Origin of the sequence: Ralstonia nicotianae (genome assembly GCF_018243235.1) — a bacterium.
Taxonomy (GTDB): domain Bacteria; phylum Pseudomonadota; class Gammaproteobacteria; order Burkholderiales; family Burkholderiaceae; genus Ralstonia; species Ralstonia nicotianae.
The window spans coordinates 1044132-1060654 of sequence record NZ_CP046674.1 but is presented as its reverse complement, the minus strand read 5'-3'; the positions used below and the strand labels follow the sequence as shown (position 1 = coordinate 1060654).

17 protein-coding genes, 1 other RNA gene and 1 riboswitch are annotated in these 16523 nt (G+C 69.3%); of the genes, 10 read left to right on the top strand and 8 right to left on the bottom strand.

The features are described 5' to 3' along the window. Position 1: 1 nt before the first annotated feature. The 4 genes from cobU to GO999_RS04955 are packed head-to-tail and all read left to right on the top strand — an operon-like array spanning position 2 to position 3562. On the top strand, positions 2-583 hold the full coding sequence (gene cobU / locus GO999_RS04970) for a bifunctional adenosylcobinamide kinase/adenosylcobinamide-phosphate guanylyltransferase (protein ID WP_011002314.1): 582 nt from the start codon (positions 2-4) through the stop codon (positions 581-583). Next, positions 580-1575 carry an adenosylcobinamide-phosphate synthase CbiB gene (cbiB, locus tag GO999_RS04965; RefSeq protein WP_197361818.1) on the top strand — a complete coding sequence of 332 codons (996 nt, stop codon included), beginning with the start codon at positions 580-582 and terminating at the stop codon, positions 1573-1575. Before cobU ends, cbiB begins: the two co-directional genes overlap by 4 nt. Next, positions 1572-2624 carry a threonine-phosphate decarboxylase CobD gene (gene cobD, locus GO999_RS04960; RefSeq protein WP_211906615.1) on the top strand — a complete coding sequence of 351 codons (1053 nt, stop codon included), beginning with the start codon at positions 1572-1574 and terminating at the stop codon, positions 2622-2624. Before cbiB ends, cobD begins: the two co-directional genes overlap by 4 nt. Next, a complete protein-coding gene (locus GO999_RS04955) occupies positions 2621-3562 on the top strand; it encodes a cobalamin-binding protein (protein ID WP_211906614.1) in 942 nt (313 codons plus the stop codon). Before cobD ends, GO999_RS04955 begins: the two co-directional genes overlap by 4 nt. A gap of 27 nt (positions 3563-3589) precedes the next feature. On the opposite strand, the gene cobC is transcribed toward GO999_RS04955, so the two are convergent. From cobC to GO999_RS04925, 6 genes are all read right to left on the bottom strand, one after another. Beyond that, on the bottom strand, positions 3590-4168 hold the full coding sequence (cobC, locus tag GO999_RS04950) for an alpha-ribazole phosphatase (RefSeq protein WP_011002318.1): 579 nt from the start codon (positions 4166-4168) through the stop codon (positions 3590-3592). Next, on the bottom strand, positions 4153-4929 hold the full coding sequence (locus tag GO999_RS04945) for an adenosylcobinamide-GDP ribazoletransferase (RefSeq protein ID WP_211906613.1): 777 nt from the start codon (positions 4927-4929) through the stop codon (positions 4153-4155). The genes cobC and GO999_RS04945 overlap by 16 nt, the downstream gene beginning before the upstream one ends. Further along, complete coding sequence (cobT, locus tag GO999_RS04940; RefSeq protein ID WP_020832492.1) at positions 4926-5990, bottom strand: nicotinate-nucleotide--dimethylbenzimidazole phosphoribosyltransferase; 1065 nt, start codon at positions 5988-5990, stop codon at positions 4926-4928. Before cobT ends, GO999_RS04945 begins: the two co-directional genes overlap by 4 nt. 193 nt (positions 5991-6183) lie before the next feature. After that, positions 6184-7023, bottom strand: a complete 840-nt coding sequence (locus tag GO999_RS04935; RefSeq protein WP_020832493.1) for an ABC transporter ATP-binding protein — start codon at positions 7021-7023, stop codon at positions 6184-6186. After that, positions 7020-8027 carry a FecCD family ABC transporter permease gene (locus tag GO999_RS04930; protein WP_011002322.1) on the bottom strand — a complete coding sequence of 336 codons (1008 nt, stop codon included), beginning with the start codon at positions 8025-8027 and terminating at the stop codon, positions 7020-7022. The genes GO999_RS04935 and GO999_RS04930 overlap by 4 nt, the downstream gene beginning before the upstream one ends. Next, positions 8024-9904 carry a TonB-dependent receptor domain-containing protein gene (locus GO999_RS04925; protein WP_064477967.1) on the bottom strand — a complete coding sequence of 627 codons (1881 nt, stop codon included), beginning with the start codon at positions 9902-9904 and terminating at the stop codon, positions 8024-8026. The genes GO999_RS04930 and GO999_RS04925 overlap by 4 nt, the downstream gene beginning before the upstream one ends. A 124-nt stretch (positions 9905-10028) precedes the next feature. Further along, a riboswitch (cobalamin riboswitch) is annotated at positions 10029-10284 on the bottom strand. 151 nt (positions 10285-10435) lie between these two features. Here GO999_RS04925 and GO999_RS04920 point away from each other — a divergent pair. The 6 genes from GO999_RS04920 to GO999_RS04895 all read left to right on the top strand — a co-directional run bounded on the left by GO999_RS04920 (position 10436) and on the right by GO999_RS04895 (position 14433). Further along, positions 10436-10756: a hypothetical protein gene (locus tag GO999_RS04920; RefSeq protein ID WP_011002324.1), complete on the top strand. Its 321-nt coding sequence runs from the start codon at positions 10436-10438 to the stop codon at positions 10754-10756. Next, positions 10746-11063 carry a cell division protein ZapA gene (locus GO999_RS04915; protein WP_211906612.1) on the top strand — a complete coding sequence of 106 codons (318 nt, stop codon included), beginning with the start codon at positions 10746-10748 and terminating at the stop codon, positions 11061-11063. The genes GO999_RS04920 and GO999_RS04915 overlap by 11 nt, the downstream gene beginning before the upstream one ends. Positions 11064-11287: 224 nt before the next feature. After that, positions 11288-11507: non-coding RNA, 6S RNA (ssrS, locus tag GO999_RS04910), on the top strand. Positions 11508-11643: 136 nt separating this feature from the next. Next, complete coding sequence (locus tag GO999_RS04905; RefSeq protein WP_016725456.1) at positions 11644-12114, top strand: EVE domain-containing protein; 471 nt, start codon at positions 11644-11646, stop codon at positions 12112-12114. Between the two features lie 97 nt (positions 12115-12211). After that, a complete protein-coding gene (locus GO999_RS04900) occupies positions 12212-12928 on the top strand; it encodes an SIMPL domain-containing protein (protein ID WP_016725910.1) in 717 nt (238 codons plus the stop codon). A 138-nt stretch (positions 12929-13066) separates the two neighbouring features. Then, positions 13067-14433, top strand: a protein-coding gene (locus GO999_RS04895) for an IS3 family transposase (protein WP_089190850.1) whose coding sequence is annotated in 2 segments (ribosomal slippage) — positions 13067-13541 and positions 13541-14433 — 1368 coding nt in all. Because the reading frame shifts where the segments join, the coding sequence is not laid out codon by codon here. Between the two features lie 161 nt (positions 14434-14594). On the opposite strand, the gene lgt is transcribed toward GO999_RS04895, so the two are convergent. Further along, positions 14595-15506, bottom strand: a complete 912-nt coding sequence (lgt, locus tag GO999_RS04890) for a prolipoprotein diacylglyceryl transferase (protein WP_011002330.1) — start codon at positions 15504-15506, stop codon at positions 14595-14597. Positions 15507-15519: 13 nt separating this feature from the next. After that, the gene (locus GO999_RS04885; protein WP_016725912.1) at positions 15520-16455 is read right to left on the bottom strand and encodes a LysR family transcriptional regulator; all 936 of its coding nucleotides are present in this window, start codon (positions 16453-16455) and stop codon (positions 15520-15522) included. Positions 16456-16523: the final 68 nt, after the last annotated feature.

Sequence of the window (16523 nt, the reverse complement as noted above, 5' to 3'; positions counted from 1 at the left end):
GATGTCACGCCGTCTCACGCTCGTTCTCGGTGGCGCCCGCTCGGGCAAGAGCCATCACGCCGAACAGCTCGCGCTGCAGTGCGCGGGCCCGGTCACCTACATCGCCACCGCCCGCGAGAGCGATGAGGAGATGCAACTGCGCATCGCCCTGCACCGCGCGCGCCGGCCCGAACAGTGGAGCGTCGTCGAAGAGCCCGTGCGCCTAGCCGAAACGCTGTACGCCCACGCGCGCCACGGCGGCTGCGTGCTGGTCGATTGCCTGACGCTGTGGCTCAACAACCTGCTGTTCGCCGGCGGCCACGCGTATCCGGAGACCGGCCCCATCACCCCGCCCGAAGCCTGGTCCGCCGAAATCGAAGCCCTGCTCACCGCGCTGCCGCTGCTGCCCGGCGAGGTGATCCTCGTCAGCAACGAGATCGGCCTGGGCGTGGTGCCGATGGGCGCCGTCACGCGCTTCTACGTGGACGAGCTGGGCCGCCTGAACCAGCGCCTGGCCGCCCAGGCCGACCGCGTGCACCTGCTGGTGGCGGGCATTCCGATGCCGGTCAAGGGCCCCGCCATTCCCCCCGCCGAGCAGCCATGACGGCGTGGACGGGCAGTGTCTTCGATCTGGGCCCGATGGCGATCGCCGCCGCCGCGCTGGCCGGCGTGGGGCTGGACCGCCTGCTGGGCGAGGCGCCGCGCTGGCATCCGCTGGTCGGCTTCGGCCGGGTGGCCGCATGGATCGAGCGCGGGCTCAATCGCCGGCCCGCCGCGCGCGTGCTGTCCCGCACGGCCGGCGTGGTGGCGTGGTGCCTTGCCGTATTGCCCAGCGTGGCCATCGCCGCGTGGATCACCGCGCTGGCGCCGGACACGGCCCGGCTGGGCGCCTGGATCGCCGACGTCGTCGCGCTGTACTTCGCCGTCGGCGCCCGCAGCCTGCGCGACCACATCGCGCCCATCGCCGAAGCGCTGCAGGCGGGCGACCTGCCCCGCGCGCGCGGCCTGGCCTCGCGCATCGTCTCGCGCGATCTGCATGACGCGGACGAGGAGGCCATCGCCCGCGCCGCGGTGGAGTCGGCGCTGGAGAACGGCAGCGACGCCATCTTCGCGCCGCTGTTCTGGCTCGTCGTCGGCGGCGCGCCCGGCGTGGTGCTGTATCGCCTGGCCAATACCCTCGATGCCATGTGGGGCTATCGCAATGCCCGCTTCGGCCGCTTCGGCTGGGCGGCCGCGCGCATCGACGACGTGCTGAACTGGATGCCCGCGCGCCTGACCGCCGCAAGCTATGCGCTGCTCGGCCACACCGCGGACGCGCTGCGCTGCTGGCGCGCGCAGGCGCCCCGGTGGTCGAGCCCGAACGCCGGACCGGTGATGGCCTCGGGCGCCGGCAGCCTGCGCGTGCAGCTGGGCGGCATGGCACGCTACGACGGCATCGACGAAACCCGCCCGCCGCTCGGCATCGGCCGCCCCGCCCGCGCCGCGGATATCCGGCGCGCGCTGGCGCTGGTCTCGCGCACGCTCGGTCTCTGGCTGGCGGTCCTGGCGGCGGGCGGCGCGCTGGCCTTCGCCGGCCTCGCGCGGCAGGGCCTATGAGCGCCGCGCCCCGCTTCACCATCGCCCACGGCGGCAACCTGGCCGCCGCGCGTGCGCGCCACGGTGAGCCGTCCGGCGGCTGGGTCGACCTGTCCACCGGCATCAACCCGCACGGCTATCCCGTCCCGCCGATCCCGCCCGAGGCATGGCTGCGCCTGCCCGAAGACGATGGCCTCGAAGCCGCGGCAGCCTCGCACTACGGTGTCGCAAGCGCAGATGCGGTCCTGGCGGTGGCCGGCTCGCAGGCGGCCATCCGCGCGCTGCCGCTGTTGCTGCCGCGCGGCCGGGTGGGCATCGCCCGCATCGGCTACAGCGAATACGCCCCCGCCTTTGCCCGCGCCGGCCACGACGTCGTGCTGCTGGATGAGCGGGACTTCCTCGACGCGATGCTCCCCGACGCGCTGACGCATCTCGTCGTCGTCAATCCGAACAACCCGACCGCGCGCTGCCTGCCGGCCGCCACGCTGCGCGACTGGCATGCGCGGCTGTCCACGCGCGGCGGCACGTTGATCGTCGACGAGGCGTTCATCGAGACGCTGGACGCGCCGCCCTCGCTGGCGCCGCTGGCCGGCGCGCCGGGGCTGATCGTGCTGCGCTCGATCGGCAAGTTCTATGGGCTGGCCGGCGCGCGCATCGGCTTCGTGCTGGGGCCGCCGGCGTGGCTGGCGGCGCTGCGCGAGGCGCTGGGCCACTGGACCGTCAACGGCCCGGCGCGGGCCGTGGTCCGGGCCGCGCTGGCCGATACGGCCTGGCAAAGCGCCACGCGCGCGCGCCTGCGGGCCGAAGGCGCCCGCCTGTCCGCGCGGCTCGCCCGTCATGGCCTGCCGAATGCATCCACGCCGCTGTTTGCGTGGGTGCCCACGCCGGACGCCGCCGCCCTGCACGCGGCACTGGCACGGCAGGGTCTCTGGACCCGATTGTTCGATGTACCCGGCACGCCGCCCGTGCAGGGCCTGCGCCTTGGCCTGCCGCCGGATGCCTTCGGGTGGCAGCGCCTCGACGATGCGCTGGCCTCGCTGCCGCTGTCCGCTGAAACCACGTCCCGATGACCGCTCATCTCGCCCGCTGCCTGCGCGTGCTCGGCCTGGCCGCGCTGCTGGCCATCGCCCTGCCGGTCCAGGCCGCCCTCTCCGTCACCGACGATACCGGTGCCACCGTCACGCTGCCGCATCCGGCGCAGCGCGTGGTCAGCCTCGCGCCGCACGCCACCGAACTGCTGTTCGCGGCCGGCGGCGGCGCGCGCATCGTCGGCACGGTCACCTATAGCGACTACCCAAGCGCGGCACGCGACATCCCGCGCGTGGGCGACAACCGCGCGGTGGACCTCGAGCGCATCGCCGCGCTCAAGCCGGACCTGGTGGTGGTCTGGCGCCACGGCAACGCGCAGCAGCAGACCGACCGGCTGCGCGCGCTCGGCATCCCGCTGTTCTTCTCCGAGCCGCGCCGGCTGACGGACATCCCGCGTGCCATCGAAGCGCTCGGCACGCTGCTCGACACCCGCGCCGGCGCGCACGACGCCGCCGAACGGTTCCGCCGGCAGGCCGACGACCTGCGCGAACGCTACGCCGCCCGCCCGCCCGTAACGGTGTTCTTCCAGGTCTGGCAGCAGCCGCTGATGACGCTCAACGGCCAGCACGTCTTCTCCGACATGCTCGCGCTGTGCGGCGGCCGCAACGTGTTCGCCGACGCGCAGCCGCTGGTGCCAACGGTCTCGACCGAGGCCGTGCTCGCGGCCAACCCGGATGTGCTGCTGACCGCCGGCCTGGGCGCCACCCAAGGCAACCGACCGATCGACACGCTCGACGGCTGGAAGCGCTGGCCGTCCCTGCTGGCGGTGCAGCGCGGCAACCTCTTCGCCATCGACGGCGACCTGATCACGCGGCCGGGCCCGCGCCTGCTGCAAGGTGCGGCGCTGCTGTGCGAAGGCCTGGAGCAAGCCCGCGCGCGCCGTCCGGCCCAGGGAAGCGCCGGCGTAACCAACCGCTGACCCTCGGCGATTCAGCGGCTCAGCGGCTCAGCGGTTCCAGAACAGCAACAGCGGCGGCTCGTCGGGCAGCACGCGAAATCCGCAGGCGCTGCCCCATTGCAGCGGCCACTGCATGGTCTCGGTCACGGGGCGCTGCAACCAGTGCGCGGCGAGCGCGCGCATGCAGCCGGCGTGCGTCACGGCCCAGACGCAGGGCACCGGCGCAAGGGCCATCGCCGCAGCCCAGTCCGTCACCCGCTTGACCAGGTCCGCGGCCGATTCGCCGCCGTGCGGGTTGCCGTGCAGCACGTCGCGGGCCCAGCGGTCCAGCTCGGCGCGCGGGATGTCGTCCCACGGGCAGCCTTCCCAGGCGCCGAAGTCCAGCTCTACCAGGCGGGCATCCAGCTCGGGCATCGGCAGACGCGTCGCCCGCGCCAGCGCCTGGGCCGTCAGCACGCTACGCTGCAACGGGCTGGCCAGCAGCCGCTGCGGCGGATGCGCGGCAAGCTTGTCGGCGATGCTGGCGGCATCGGGGTCCATCGGCTCGTCCAGCGGCAGATCGGTGCGGCCGTAGCACAGGCCCGCGGCCATGGCCGGACGCGCGTGGCGGATCAGGATGATGTCCATGCCAGCAACACCCACAGTACGAGCAGTTCGAAGACCTGCTGGGCCAGCCCGAGGCAATCGCCGGTGATGCCGCCGAGGCGCCGCGTGAAGTAGCGTCCCAGCGCCCACCGCGCCGCCAGCAGCACGGCCACGGCGATGGCCGCGCAGGCCATGCCGAACCCCAGCAGGGGCAGTCCGCCGAACAGGGCCGCCCACGCCGCATCCCGCCGGCCCATGGGCTGCGCGACGGGCTTGGCCTTGCCCTCCATGCGCGCGTAGTCGTGCGTGAGCAGATAGCTCACCGCCATGCCCCGGCTGGCGGCATGCGCGGCCACCATGGCCGCCATCGCAGCCGCGGCGTGTTGCGCCGCCATGGCCGTCAGCAGTTGCCACTTCAGCAGCAAGGCCATGCACACCGCGATGGCCCCAAAGGCGCCGATGCGCGAGTCGCGCATGATGCGCAGCCGGTCTTCGGGGGTATAGCCGCCGCCGAAGCCGTCGGCGCAATCGGCGAGGCCGTCTTCATGGAAGGCGCCGGTCAACAGCAGCGTGGCCGCCATCGACGCCGCCACCGCCACGCCAGGCGCGGGCACCGTGCGCGAGGCCAGCCAATACGCCAGCGCGCCGGCGGCGCCGACCAGCCAGCCCACCAGCGGAAAAAACCGTGCCGCCCGGTTCAGCCCGTCCTGCGAGAAGCCGACCGATGCGGGCACGGGAATGCGCGTGAAATAGCCGATCGCGATCCACAGCGACCGGCGGGCCTCGCGCAGGGCCGCCATCATGCCGCCGGATCCAGCGCCGGCGGCGCCTGCTCGCTCACGCCGGCGCTGGCGAACGTCGCCATCTCGCGCAGGAAGGCGACCGCCGAGACCACCAGCGGATACGCCAGCACCGCGCCGCTGCCCTCGCCCAGCCGCATCGACAGCTGCAGCAACGGTTCGGCGCCCAGCGCGGCCAGCAGCGCGCGATGGCCGTGCTCGTCCGACAGGTGCGCGAACACGCAGAAGCGCTGCACCTCGGGGGCGACGCGCGTGGCCACCAGCGCCGCGGCCGAAGCGATGAAGCCGTCCACCAGGATCACCATGCGGCGCCGCGCGGCTTCCAGCATCGCGCCGGCCATGGCCGCGATCTCGAAACCGCCGAAGCAGGCGAGCGCGTCCAGCGGCGCGCGGGCATCGGCGTGCGCGGCCAGCGCGGCCTCCAGCACCACGCACTTGCGGGCCAGCCCCGCATCGTCGAGGCCGGCACCGCGCCCGACGCATTGCGCGAGCGGCAGATCGCACAGCCGCGCCATCAGGCAGGCCGCCGAGGCCGTGTTGCCGATGCCCATCTCGCCCAGCGCGATCACGTTGGAGCCGAGCTCGGCGTGCGCCGCCACGCGCTGCGCGCCCAGCGCCATGGCGCGGTCGCGCTCCGCCGCGGTCATCGCCGGTTCGTGCGCGAAGTTGCGGGTACCGGCGCCGATGGGCGCATCGATCAGGCCGGGCACGCCCAGCGACCACAGCGGCATGGCCACGCCCGCATTGACGATCTCCAACGCGAAGCCGTGCTGGCGGCAGAACACGTTGACCGCCGCGCCGCCGGCGATGAAGTTGAGCACCATCTGCGCCGTCACCGCCTGCGGGTAAGCGCTGACGCCCGCCTGCGCGACGCCGTGGTCGGCGGCGAACACCACCATGGCCGGCCGGATCAGCGCGGGCGCTTCGGTATCCTGGATCAGGCCGATCTGCACGGCCAGCGACTCCAGCCGGCCCAGCGCCCCGAGCGGCTTGGTCTTGCTGTCGACGGCGGCCCGCAGGCGGGCAGCGAGCGCGGGATCGAAGGAAGAAATATCAGTGTGCATGGATGGAACACCTAGGGTTCGGCACCGGGCTGCGCCAGGATGCCTTGGGGAAACGTGCGCTTGACGAGCCTCATGTCCGTCGCGGAATCGGCCGCGTCAATGCGCGCCGACGGCGCACCGCAATCGCCTGCCGTCGCATGCCGATGGCGTCGCGATCGTAGCATCCGCGCATGCGAGGCCGTGGCCATGGCCGTCAGGATGCATCGTCCGGGTCATCGGGAATCAGCGCGATGCGGCGGCCATCATCGACCGCCGCGATGGGGGTGCGCAGCACGCGCGCGCAGTGCTCCGGCGTCAGGACGGCGTCGGCCGGACCGGCGGCGGCATGGCCTTCGCCGTCCATCAGCAGCGCGTGCGTCGCGTAGCGCCGGGCCAGGTTCAGGTCGTGCACGGTCAGGATCACCAGCCAGCCCTGGCGCCGGCAGCCATCGCGCAGCAGGCGCAGGACGGCGATCTGCTGATGCAGGTCCAGGTGCGCCAGCGGCTCGTCGAGCAGCAGCACGCTCGCCTGCTGCGCCACCACCGCGGCCATGGCCACGCGCTGACGCTCGCCGCCGGACAGCGTGCGCACATCGCGCGGCGCAAGCGGCTCCAGCGCCAGCGCGGCGATGGCCGCGTCCACGGCGCGCGCATCCGCTTCGCCCTCCCACTCCCAGCGGGCCAGGTGCGGATGGCGACCGGTCATCACCGCCTCATGGGCCGTCATCGGGAACGTGTCGTGCAGCGTCTGCGGCAGGAAGGCGCGGCGCCGGGCCAGCGCCGCAACGGGCCACGCCGCCAGCGCACGGCCATCCAGCGCCACCGCGCCGCCGTCCGGCGCGCGCAGGCCCGCCAGCACGCCCAGCAGGGTCGACTTGCCCGCGCCGTTCGGTCCGACCACGCACCACAGCTCGCCGCCCGCGGCCGACATCGACAGCCGCTCGATCAGCACCCGCCCGCCCATCGTCACGCGCAGCTCGCGCAGCGCCAGCGCGGGCGCGTCGGCGGCCTGCGCGAACGCATCGGTGACGGCGGCGCGGCGCAGCCAGCTCATCGCGCGCTCCGCATCAGCAGGTAGAGAAAGGTCGGCACGCCCAGCAGCGTGGTGATCACCCCCACCGGCAACTGCGCCGGCGCGATCAGCGTGCGGGCGATCAGGTCGGCCAGCATCAGCAGGCCACCGCCGGCCATCGCGGTGGCTGGCAGGTGGATGCGCACATCGTGCGTCCACGCCAGCCGCACCATGTGCGGCACCAGCAGGCCGACAAAGGCGACCGACCCCGCAATCGTCACCGCCACCGCCGTGCACAACGAGGCCACCACGTAGATCAGCGCCCGCACCCGCGCCACCGGCACGCCCAGCGCACGCGCGCGCATCTCGCCGGTCAGCAGCACATTGAGGTCGCGCGCATGCGGCAGCACCAGGGCCAGCGCGGCCACCAGCGCCATCAGCGCCCCGAGATAGCGGTCGGCACCGCCCAGGTCGCCGACCATCCAGAAGATCATGCCGCGCAGCTTGGCCTCGGGCGCCACGGTCAGGATCAGCGTGATCAGGCCGACCCAGCCCGAGGCCAGCACCACGCCGGCCAGCAGCAGGCGCGCGTTGGCCTCACCCGGTTCGCCGCGCCACAGGTGCTGCCGCGCCAGCGCGGCCACCAGCGCCATCGATGCCAGCGCGCCCGCCCCCGCGCCGGCCTGCACGGCCCACCACGGCAACGACAGCAGCATGGCCGTCAACGCCGCCACCGCGCCGCCGCCGGACACACCCAGCACATACGGATCGGCCAGCGGATTGCGCAGCAGCATCTGCATCAGCGCGCCGGCCAGCGCCAGCAGCGCGCCGCAGGCAAAAGCCGCCCCGGCCCTCGGCAGGCGCAGCCCGGTGACGATGCCGGTGGCCAGGCCATCGCCGCTGCCGGTCAGCGCCTGCCACACCTGCGCGGGCGACAGCCGCACGCTGCCCAGCATCAGCGAGGCCACCAGCACCGCCACGCACGCGAGCGCCAGCAGCGACCACAGTCGCCAGGCAAAACCGCGCGCGGGCAATGCGGGTGTCATCGTTGCGGTGCGTGCTGTTGCCACGACAGCGTGAAGAACACCCCACGCGATGCCGTGTTGTATGGGGCGATCAGCTGGTAGTTCTTGTTGAGCAGGTTCTCCACGCGCGCCGACAGCGCCCAGTCACGCGTGATCTGGTAGCGCCCCGTCAGATTGAGCAAGCCGTAGCCGCCCAGCGTGCGCGCCGAATCCTGCCGCTCGCCGGCGGCGTTCCACTCGAGACCGGCCGAGAACGGCCCGAAGGACTTGTAGGCCGACACGCTGCCGAAGTGCCGGGCATGGCGCGCCAGCAGCCGGTTCGCCGACAGGTCCTGCGGATTCTGGATGGTCAAGCTGGCGCGCACGTCCACGCCATGGAGCGTGCCCCGCCAGGACGTCTCCAGCCCGTTCACCCGCGCGCGGTTGACGTTGGCCGCCAGGAAATTGCCCGACACGGGGTCGAACACGCTGGTGATCAGGTTGCTGTAGTCGGTTTCGAATGCCGTCATGCGCACCAGGCCGACCGTGCTCTGGTATTCCACGCCGCCCTCCACCGAGCGCGCCTTCTCCGGCTGCAGGTTCGGGTTGCCGAAGAACGGGTAGTACAGCTCGTTGAAGCTGGGCGCCCGGAACGCATTGCTGATGCTGGCCACCGCCTTCCACTGCGGGTTGAAGGCAAAGCCGTAGCCGGCATAGTAGCTGCTGGCGCCGCCGAAATCGGAGTAGCGGTCGCGGCGCAGATTCAGCTGCAGCTGATGCCGGCCGAACTTGCCTTCATAGCCGATGTAGCCCGAGTCCACACGGCGCGTCGGCGGCGAGTAGGCATCGGTGTCGATGGTCTGGTCCAGGTGCTCGAAGCCGACCTTCAGCATCTGGTCCGGCAGGAAGGCCCAGTCGTTCTGCCACGACGCCTGGCGGTTCCGCGTGTTGAAGCGCCCCGGCTCCTGCACCTGGCCGTTGGTGAAATTCAGGTTCTTGTCGTCGCCCTGCGACAGCGTCAGGCGCGTCTTCCAGTCGGGCGTCAGCTTGCCGTCCACGTAGGCCGACATGGCACGCACCTGGTTGTGCGACTCGTTGTCGTCGGTGGGCGCGCCGAACGCGTTGTCGTAGCTCACGGTGCTCCAGGTCTGAAACCACGTCAGCCCCGCCTGCCAGTCGGACGAGAAGCGATGCTGCAGCTGCGCCGACACGCTCTTGTTCGCGTACGCGTTGTCGTTCGGGTTGGCGTTCGGCGCCTGCTTCGGATTGATCGACGAGAAACCCGTCGTCTTCAACGCCGACACCGACAGCGCGAACGACGTGTCGCCGCGCTCGTCCAGCTGGCCGCTGATGCCGGCCTGCGCGCGCTTGGTATTGCGCGCGCCGTACTCGATTTCCGCGTTGGCCAGCGGCGCGTGCCCGCGCCCGTTGCGCGTGAAGATCTGCACCACTCCGCCGATCGCATCCGAGCCGTACAGCGCGGAGACATTGCCGCGCACGATCTCGATATGGTCGATCTGATCGGCCATCAGCTGCTCGATCTGCGTCGTGCCGGTGGTGCCGGAACTCACGCGCACGCCGTCGATCAGAATGAGCGTCTGGTTGGACCCGGCGCCCCGCATGAAGAGGCTCGCGGCCGCGCCCGGCCCGCCCGCCTGGGCGATCTCGATGCCCGCCTCGCGGCGCAGCAGCGACACCGCATCCGGTGCCTGCGACCGCTCGATGTCGGCGCGCGAGATGACCGTGGTATGCGGCAGCGCATCGGCGAGCCTCTGCTCGCTGCGCGACGCCGTCACCACGGTCGGGTTGAGTTCGCCGACAGGCATGCCGGCCGACTGCACGTCGCCCTGTGCCCAGACCGGCCCCGCCGCAACCCCCGCCAGCGCGCCGGCAAGCGCGCCCATGGCCACCCGGTGCATCCGGCGCGGCCGCTTTGTAGTCAAGCTCATGATGAAGAAACCAATAGCATCAGCCCTTCCCGTTCCCCCGCGGGTCGCTGGCAGCCGGATTTCAATGCGGTTCCCTCCAAGGATGGCATTGGCTCTGAAACCCACTGTCCTGGCCGGTATCCGGGCTGGCGAACCGGGTCCGGCCGCCTTCCCGTTCCGCGGAACAGTGGCATGTGGACGGACCTGCGCGACGCCGCGCCCTCTTCTGGCCAGAGGTAGCGCGGCCTTCGACGGCGTTCGCTTACCGTTGCGGGGGCAGCGCAGGTTGGCGCACCGTTTGGGGCGGCCGCTCCCTGCTTCCCGTTTAACTGCAGATCGGCTCTGCGGGCACCAGGACGCGGCGAGTGTAACGGAAACCCGGCGCCCCGCGCCAACCGACCCGGCCCATCGCACCGATGCCCGGTGCCCTACCCGCCGCCCCGCCCCGCGCATCCGTACGGAGGACAGGCGCGGTCGCGGCGATCGGCTAAAATCCCCCCACTCGATTCCGATTGACAAACGATGCTGAACGAACTCGAACAACTTGCCGACAAGATTGCGCGCGTGCTGCGTCACGCCGACGCCCTTGCCGCCGAGAATCAGCGCCTGCGCGCCGAAGTCGAACGGCTCCAGGCGGAAGCCGAGATCGCCAGGACCGAGCGCGACGCCATGGTGGCCGACCGCAGCGTGCTCAACGCCAAGATCGAAGAAGCGCAACTGCGCATCCAGTCGATTCTCGACAAGCTGCCGACCGGCTCCGACGCCCGCCAGCTCGACCTCCTCGGCCAGCCCGCAGGCGAATCCGCCCCCGCCCCGCATCCGGAGACCCCGCATGAGCAGTAAGCAGATCGAAGTGAACATCGCCGGGCAGGCGTACAAGTTCGCCGTATCGCCCGACAACGAAGCCGCACTGCGCGAAGCCGCCGCCATGGTCGACACGCAGATGATGCGCATCCGGAACAGCTCGACCACCAAGGGCATCGAGCGCATGGCCGTGATGGCCGCCATCAGCATCGCCTCCGATCTGCTGGCGGTGCAGCGCCAAGCCGCGGCCGACGCCGCGCTGCCGATCGACGCCATCCGCGCCAAGCTGGCCGACCTGAATGCGCGGGCCGACGAAGCGCTGCGCCAGTACGGCGAAGCGACGTAATCACAAACGCAACGACGTCCGCTTGTCTTTGTAACCGGATCGCATCCGGGCTTGGGTTCGGATGCGAACAGGTGTATAGTGTGTCCCAACGGCTTCCGAGCGTGTGCCGCAAACCCTTGTAGTACAAGGCTTTACAGCACGATCGGTTGCTTGCGATGAATCTCTCAGACGCATGGCCATGTCTTCGAAGGCACGCATTCTTGAACGTGCCCATGCGTCTGACAGTTTCCCTGCCTGGTTCGCCAAGGCCATTAATTCCTTGAACCGATAAGCATTGCTTGGTGCGGGATATGCCGTGTGGGCGAGCGCGTCTTCCAGCGCACAGCAGGCGACGAAAGTCGTGTGCTCCCTGTGCCGGTGATGTACCCAAAATGCGGCTTCCGCAGCCACTCTGAACCATACTTGGGTTCAGGAGGCGGGTCTAGCGGCCGAGGTGGGGACCCAACGAAAGGCGGTAGCGTAGCAATACGCTACCGCCTTTTTCTTTGTGCACGCGGCCCGTCGATGCCGCACCGCCGGATGGCTGCGTCGCTGCGCAGTTGCTATGCTGCGCACACCGCCAACTCCCACGCCCGCCATCATGGCCGCCCAATACTGGCTGATGAAATCCGAGCCCGACGAGGCCAGCATCGATACGCTGCAAACCGAGGGCACCCTGCCGTGGACCGGCGTGCGCAACTACCAGGCGCGCAACTTCATGCGCGACCGCATGCGCATCGGCGACGGCGTGCTGTTCTATCACTCGTCATGCCCGCAGCCGGGCATCGCGGGGCTGGCCGAGGTGTGCTCCACCAGCTATCCCGATCCAACGCAGTTCGACAGCAAGAGTCCCTACTACGATCCCGCAGCCAAGCAGGAGACGCCTCGCTGGATGCTGGTCGACGTCAGGTTCGTGCGCAAATGCGCGCTGATCGACCTGCCCACGCTGCGCGCGCAGGAACCGCTGGCCGAGATGACCATCCTCCAGCGCGGCAACCGCCTGTCGATCACGCCGGTCACGCCCGCACAATGGCGCTACATCACCAGCCGGCTGATACACGACGCGGACTGAGCACCGGTCCTCGTCCGCCAAGTTTGGTTACAAACGTGATGAACGATGCGCCTGCCCCCGGGTCAGACGCATCACACTGCCTTGATGAGAGAACACCATGAAACCTGCCCTGGCCGCAACCGTTCTGGGAACCGCCGTGATGGCCACCTCCGCGCTTGCGCAAACGCCCTCCGCTGCCGCGGGTGGCTGGACACCGCCGTCGGGCGTGCTGTCGCTGGATGCCCAGGCGGTGGCCGAAGTGCCGACCGACACCGTCACCCTCACGCTGGGCGCCGAGCAGGAAGGCGCGGACCCGGGCGCCATCTCCGCATCACTGTCGCGCAAGGCCGAAGACGTCATCGCCCAGGCCAAGCGCACGGCCGGCGTGCAGGCGGAAACGGGCGGCTTCAACATCTACCCGAACACCGACCGCAACGGCAAGATCAACGTGTGGCGCGGCCGAGCCGAGGTACGCATCACGTCGAAGGACTTTGCTGCGGCCTCCAAGCTGGCGGGCCAATTGGCCAACCAGATGCAAGTGCAGAACGTCAACTTCACGCTGTCGCGCGAGGCACGCACGGCCGCTGAGACCAAGCTGGTCGACCAGGCCGTCAGCACTTTCCGCGACAAGGCGCAGGTGACCACCAAGCTGTTCGGCTACACGAGCTATGCGATCCGCGAGGTGCGCGTGAGCGAAGGCAGCACGCCGAGCTCGCGCACGTGGGCCCTCAGGGCCGCCGCAATGACCGACTCGTCTCCGGTACCGGTACCCATCGAGGGCGGCAAGGCGCAAGTCACGGTGACCGTCTCCGGTGCCGTGCAAATGTTGAAGTAGCGGACCCGCCAGCCATGAGAAAAGTCACCGCAAGCGGTTAATGCCGTTCAGCTAAGGCAAAAAAGGCCGCTCCGATTGACGTCGAAATGAACTGCACCCCAAAAGTTGGACATCTGTTCAACCTTTGGGGTGTTTTTCATGGCGAAGTATGAAGAGGCGTTCAAGCGCCAAGTAGTTCAGGAGTATTTGAGGGGGGCCGTTGGGACCGCAGGGCTGAGCCAGAAGTACGGGATAGGCCGTTCTGTGATCCGGCGCTGGATCAACGCGTGGCAGCGCCATGGGAAATCCGGACTACGCAAGAAGCATGAAGCGTATAGCGCCGAGTTCAAGCTGACGGTGCTGCAGCGCATGTGGCGCGACGAGTTGTCCTATCAGCAAGTCAGCGCTGTGTTCGATTTGCGTGAGGCTGGCGGCGTCAGCCGCTGGGACCGCCAGTATCATGAGGGCGGTTTCGACGCCCTACAGCCGCGCCGCAAAGGCGGGGCACCCATCATGTCCCAGTCCAAGCAAGATCCCCAACCCGCTGCGCAGCCGGCTCAAGACGAGCGCTCGCGCGAGGATTTGCTCAAAGAGAACGAGTGTTTGCGCGCGGAGGTGGCGTACCTAAAAAAGTTAGATGCCCTGCTGCGTGCCAAACAGCAGCAGGCACCAAAGAAAAAGCGCAAGTCGTGAGTGCGCTGCGTGAGCGGCATTCATTGTCGAGCTTGCTCAAGGCCGCGAATCTCGCACGCAGCACGTACTACTACCAGATGGCGACAAGCCAGGCAGAGGATCGTCACGGCGCGCTCAAGGAGCGCATTCAGCACATCTATGCCCAGCACAAGGGCCGATATGGCTACCGCCGGATCACGGCGACGCTCCGTCGGGCAGGGACGTTGGTGAATCACAAGACCGTACAGCGATTGATGTCGGCGCTACAGTTGAAGTCACTCGTGCGGCCGAAGAAATACCGCTCTTACCGCGGGCAAGTCGGGCGGGTTGCTCCCAATCTGCTACAGCGCGAGTTTGAGGCGAGCAAGCCGAACGAGAAGTGGGTAACGGACGTGACGGAGTTCAACGTCGGCGGCAAAAAGCTGTACCTGTCGCCCGTCCTGGACCTGTACAACGGAGAGATCGTCGCCTGGCAAACCAGTGAACGACCTGATTACACGCTGATCCGGGAGATGCTCGACAAGGCGTTGCGCAAGCTGCGCCCGTGCGAGACGCCGATGCTGCATTCGGATCAAGGCTGGCCGTATCAAATGGCAGCGTATCGTCGCAAACTGGCCGCGCGAGGCCTGCGCCAGAGCATGTCCCGCAAAGGCAACTGCCTAGACAATGCGGCAATGGAAAGCTTCTTCGGCACACTCAAGTCAGAGTGCTTCCGGTTAGAGCGCTTCGCGGACATCGACCAACTGCGACGCGCCATTGCCGAATACATCCGGTACTACAATCACGAGCGCATCAAGATCAAGCTAAAAGGGCTGAGCCCTGTGCAATACAGGACTCAGCCCTTGGCCGCCTAAATTACCCGTCCAACTTTACGGGGTCAGTTCAGATTGACGTCGTATGAACTGCCTTTTTCCCTGTTGTTGACTCAGCTCTCGTTGCCGCGAGCCTGCCAAGTCATGCTTAACTGAACGGCATTTACCGCAAGCGGTGGCTTTTTCTTTGCGCCGATGCGGCGTCAAGCGTGTGCGCCGGCTTGCGCGTCGTTCCCGTTGCGCCCGGCGCGCCGATACGCCCACGCCAACATCGCCACGCCCGCCAGGATCATCGGCAGCGACAACCACTGCCCCATCGACAGACTCAGCGCCAGCAGGCCGAGGAAGTTGTCGGGCTCGCGCGCGAATTCGGCCGCAAAGCGGAACACGCCGTAGCCGACCAGGAACATGCCCGACACGGCGCCCATCGGCCGCGGCTTGCGCGCATACAGCCACAGCAGGATGAAGAACAGCACGCCCTCGCCGAGGAACTGGTAGATCTGCGAGGGATGGCGCGGCAGCATGTGGTACTGGTCGAACACGGCCTGCACGCCGCTGGTCACCGCCTGCTGCGCGTGCGCCGCCAGCCAGGCCCGGTCTTCGCCCTGCGCCTGCGGGAACAGCATCGCCCACGGCAGGTCGGGCGAGGACACGCGGCCCCACAGCTCGCCGTTGATGAAGTTGCCCAGACGGCCGGCCGCCAGTCCGCACGGAACCATCGGCGCGATGAAATCGGTGACCTGCATCCACGGGCGGCGGCGCATGCGCGCGTACAGCATCATCGCCAGCACCACGCCGAGGAAGCCGCCGTGGAAGGCCATGCCGCCCTCCCAGACCTTGAAGATGTCCAGCGGATGCGCGAGATACCAGTCGGGCTTGTAGAACAGCACATAGCCCAGGCGCCCGCCCAGGATCACACCGAGCACGCCGTAGAACAGCATGTCGTCCAGATCGCGGCCGCTCCAGCCTTGCGCGGCGATGTGGGGCTGCCGCGTGCGCAGCCGGCCGAACCACAGGAACATGATGAACGCGGCCAGGTACATCAGGCCGTACCAACGGATGGCGAGCGGCCCGAGATGCAGCGCGATGGGATCGAATTGCGGATGGATGAGCATGAATCCGGGGGTCTCAGGGTTGGGGGTTGTCATGCAAGCGGGCCACGGCCTCGGCGCTGGCCACGAACCACGGCAGCACGGGCGATACCGCGTCGCGCCGCCAGACCAGCCCGGTCTCGATGACCGGGCTCGGCTCGGCCAGTTCGAGATAGACCACGCCGGTCCGCTGCAGGTTGCACAGCGATGCGGGCACCAGGGCCACGCCCATCTCGGCGGAGACGAGGCTGACGATGGTCTGCATCTGGATCGCCTCCTGGGCGATGCGCGCGGACGCCTCCTGGGCGCCGCCGTGCGCGGCATGATAGCCGGTAATGATGTCGTACAGCGCCGGCGCGGAACGGCGCGGGAAAATAATCAGCGGCTCGGCGGCCACGTCGGCCAGCGCGATCGGCCGGCCGGGCCGCGCGCCCCATTGCGCCGCGCGCGCCGCGGGCACGGCCAGCACCAGCCCCTCGCGCGCCAGCGGTCGGTATTCCAGTTCGCCCGGCACGGAGCCGATGTGATGCGCGATCACTACGCCGGCGTCGATCTCGTCGGCCAGCAGCGCCTCGATCTGCACGTCGCTGGTGGCTTCGCGCAATTGCACCTGCACGTCGGGCCGGGCATCGCGGAAATGGCGCAGCATGGCGGGCAGGATGCCGTAGTCGGCCGTGCTGACAAAGGCCAGCGACAGCGACCCCACCTCGCCGCGCGCCAGCCGCTGCGCCAGCGCCGGCAACGCGCCCGCCTCCGCCAGGACGCGCCGCACCTCCACCAGCCAGCGCGCCCCCACCGGCGTCAGCGCCACCGAGCGCTGCGTGCGGTGGAACAGCGCGACGCCCAGCTCCTCCTCCAGCGCGCGGATCTGCTGCGACAGCGGCGGCTGCGTCATCGCCAGGCGCGCGGCGGCACGGCCGAAGTGCAGTTCCTCGGCAACGGTCACGAAGTAGCGGAGCTGGCGCAGGTCCATGGTTTCTATTGATATTTTTTTCGACTCAATAATCGCTCAATAATATATTTGACACGACTTTTGTCCAG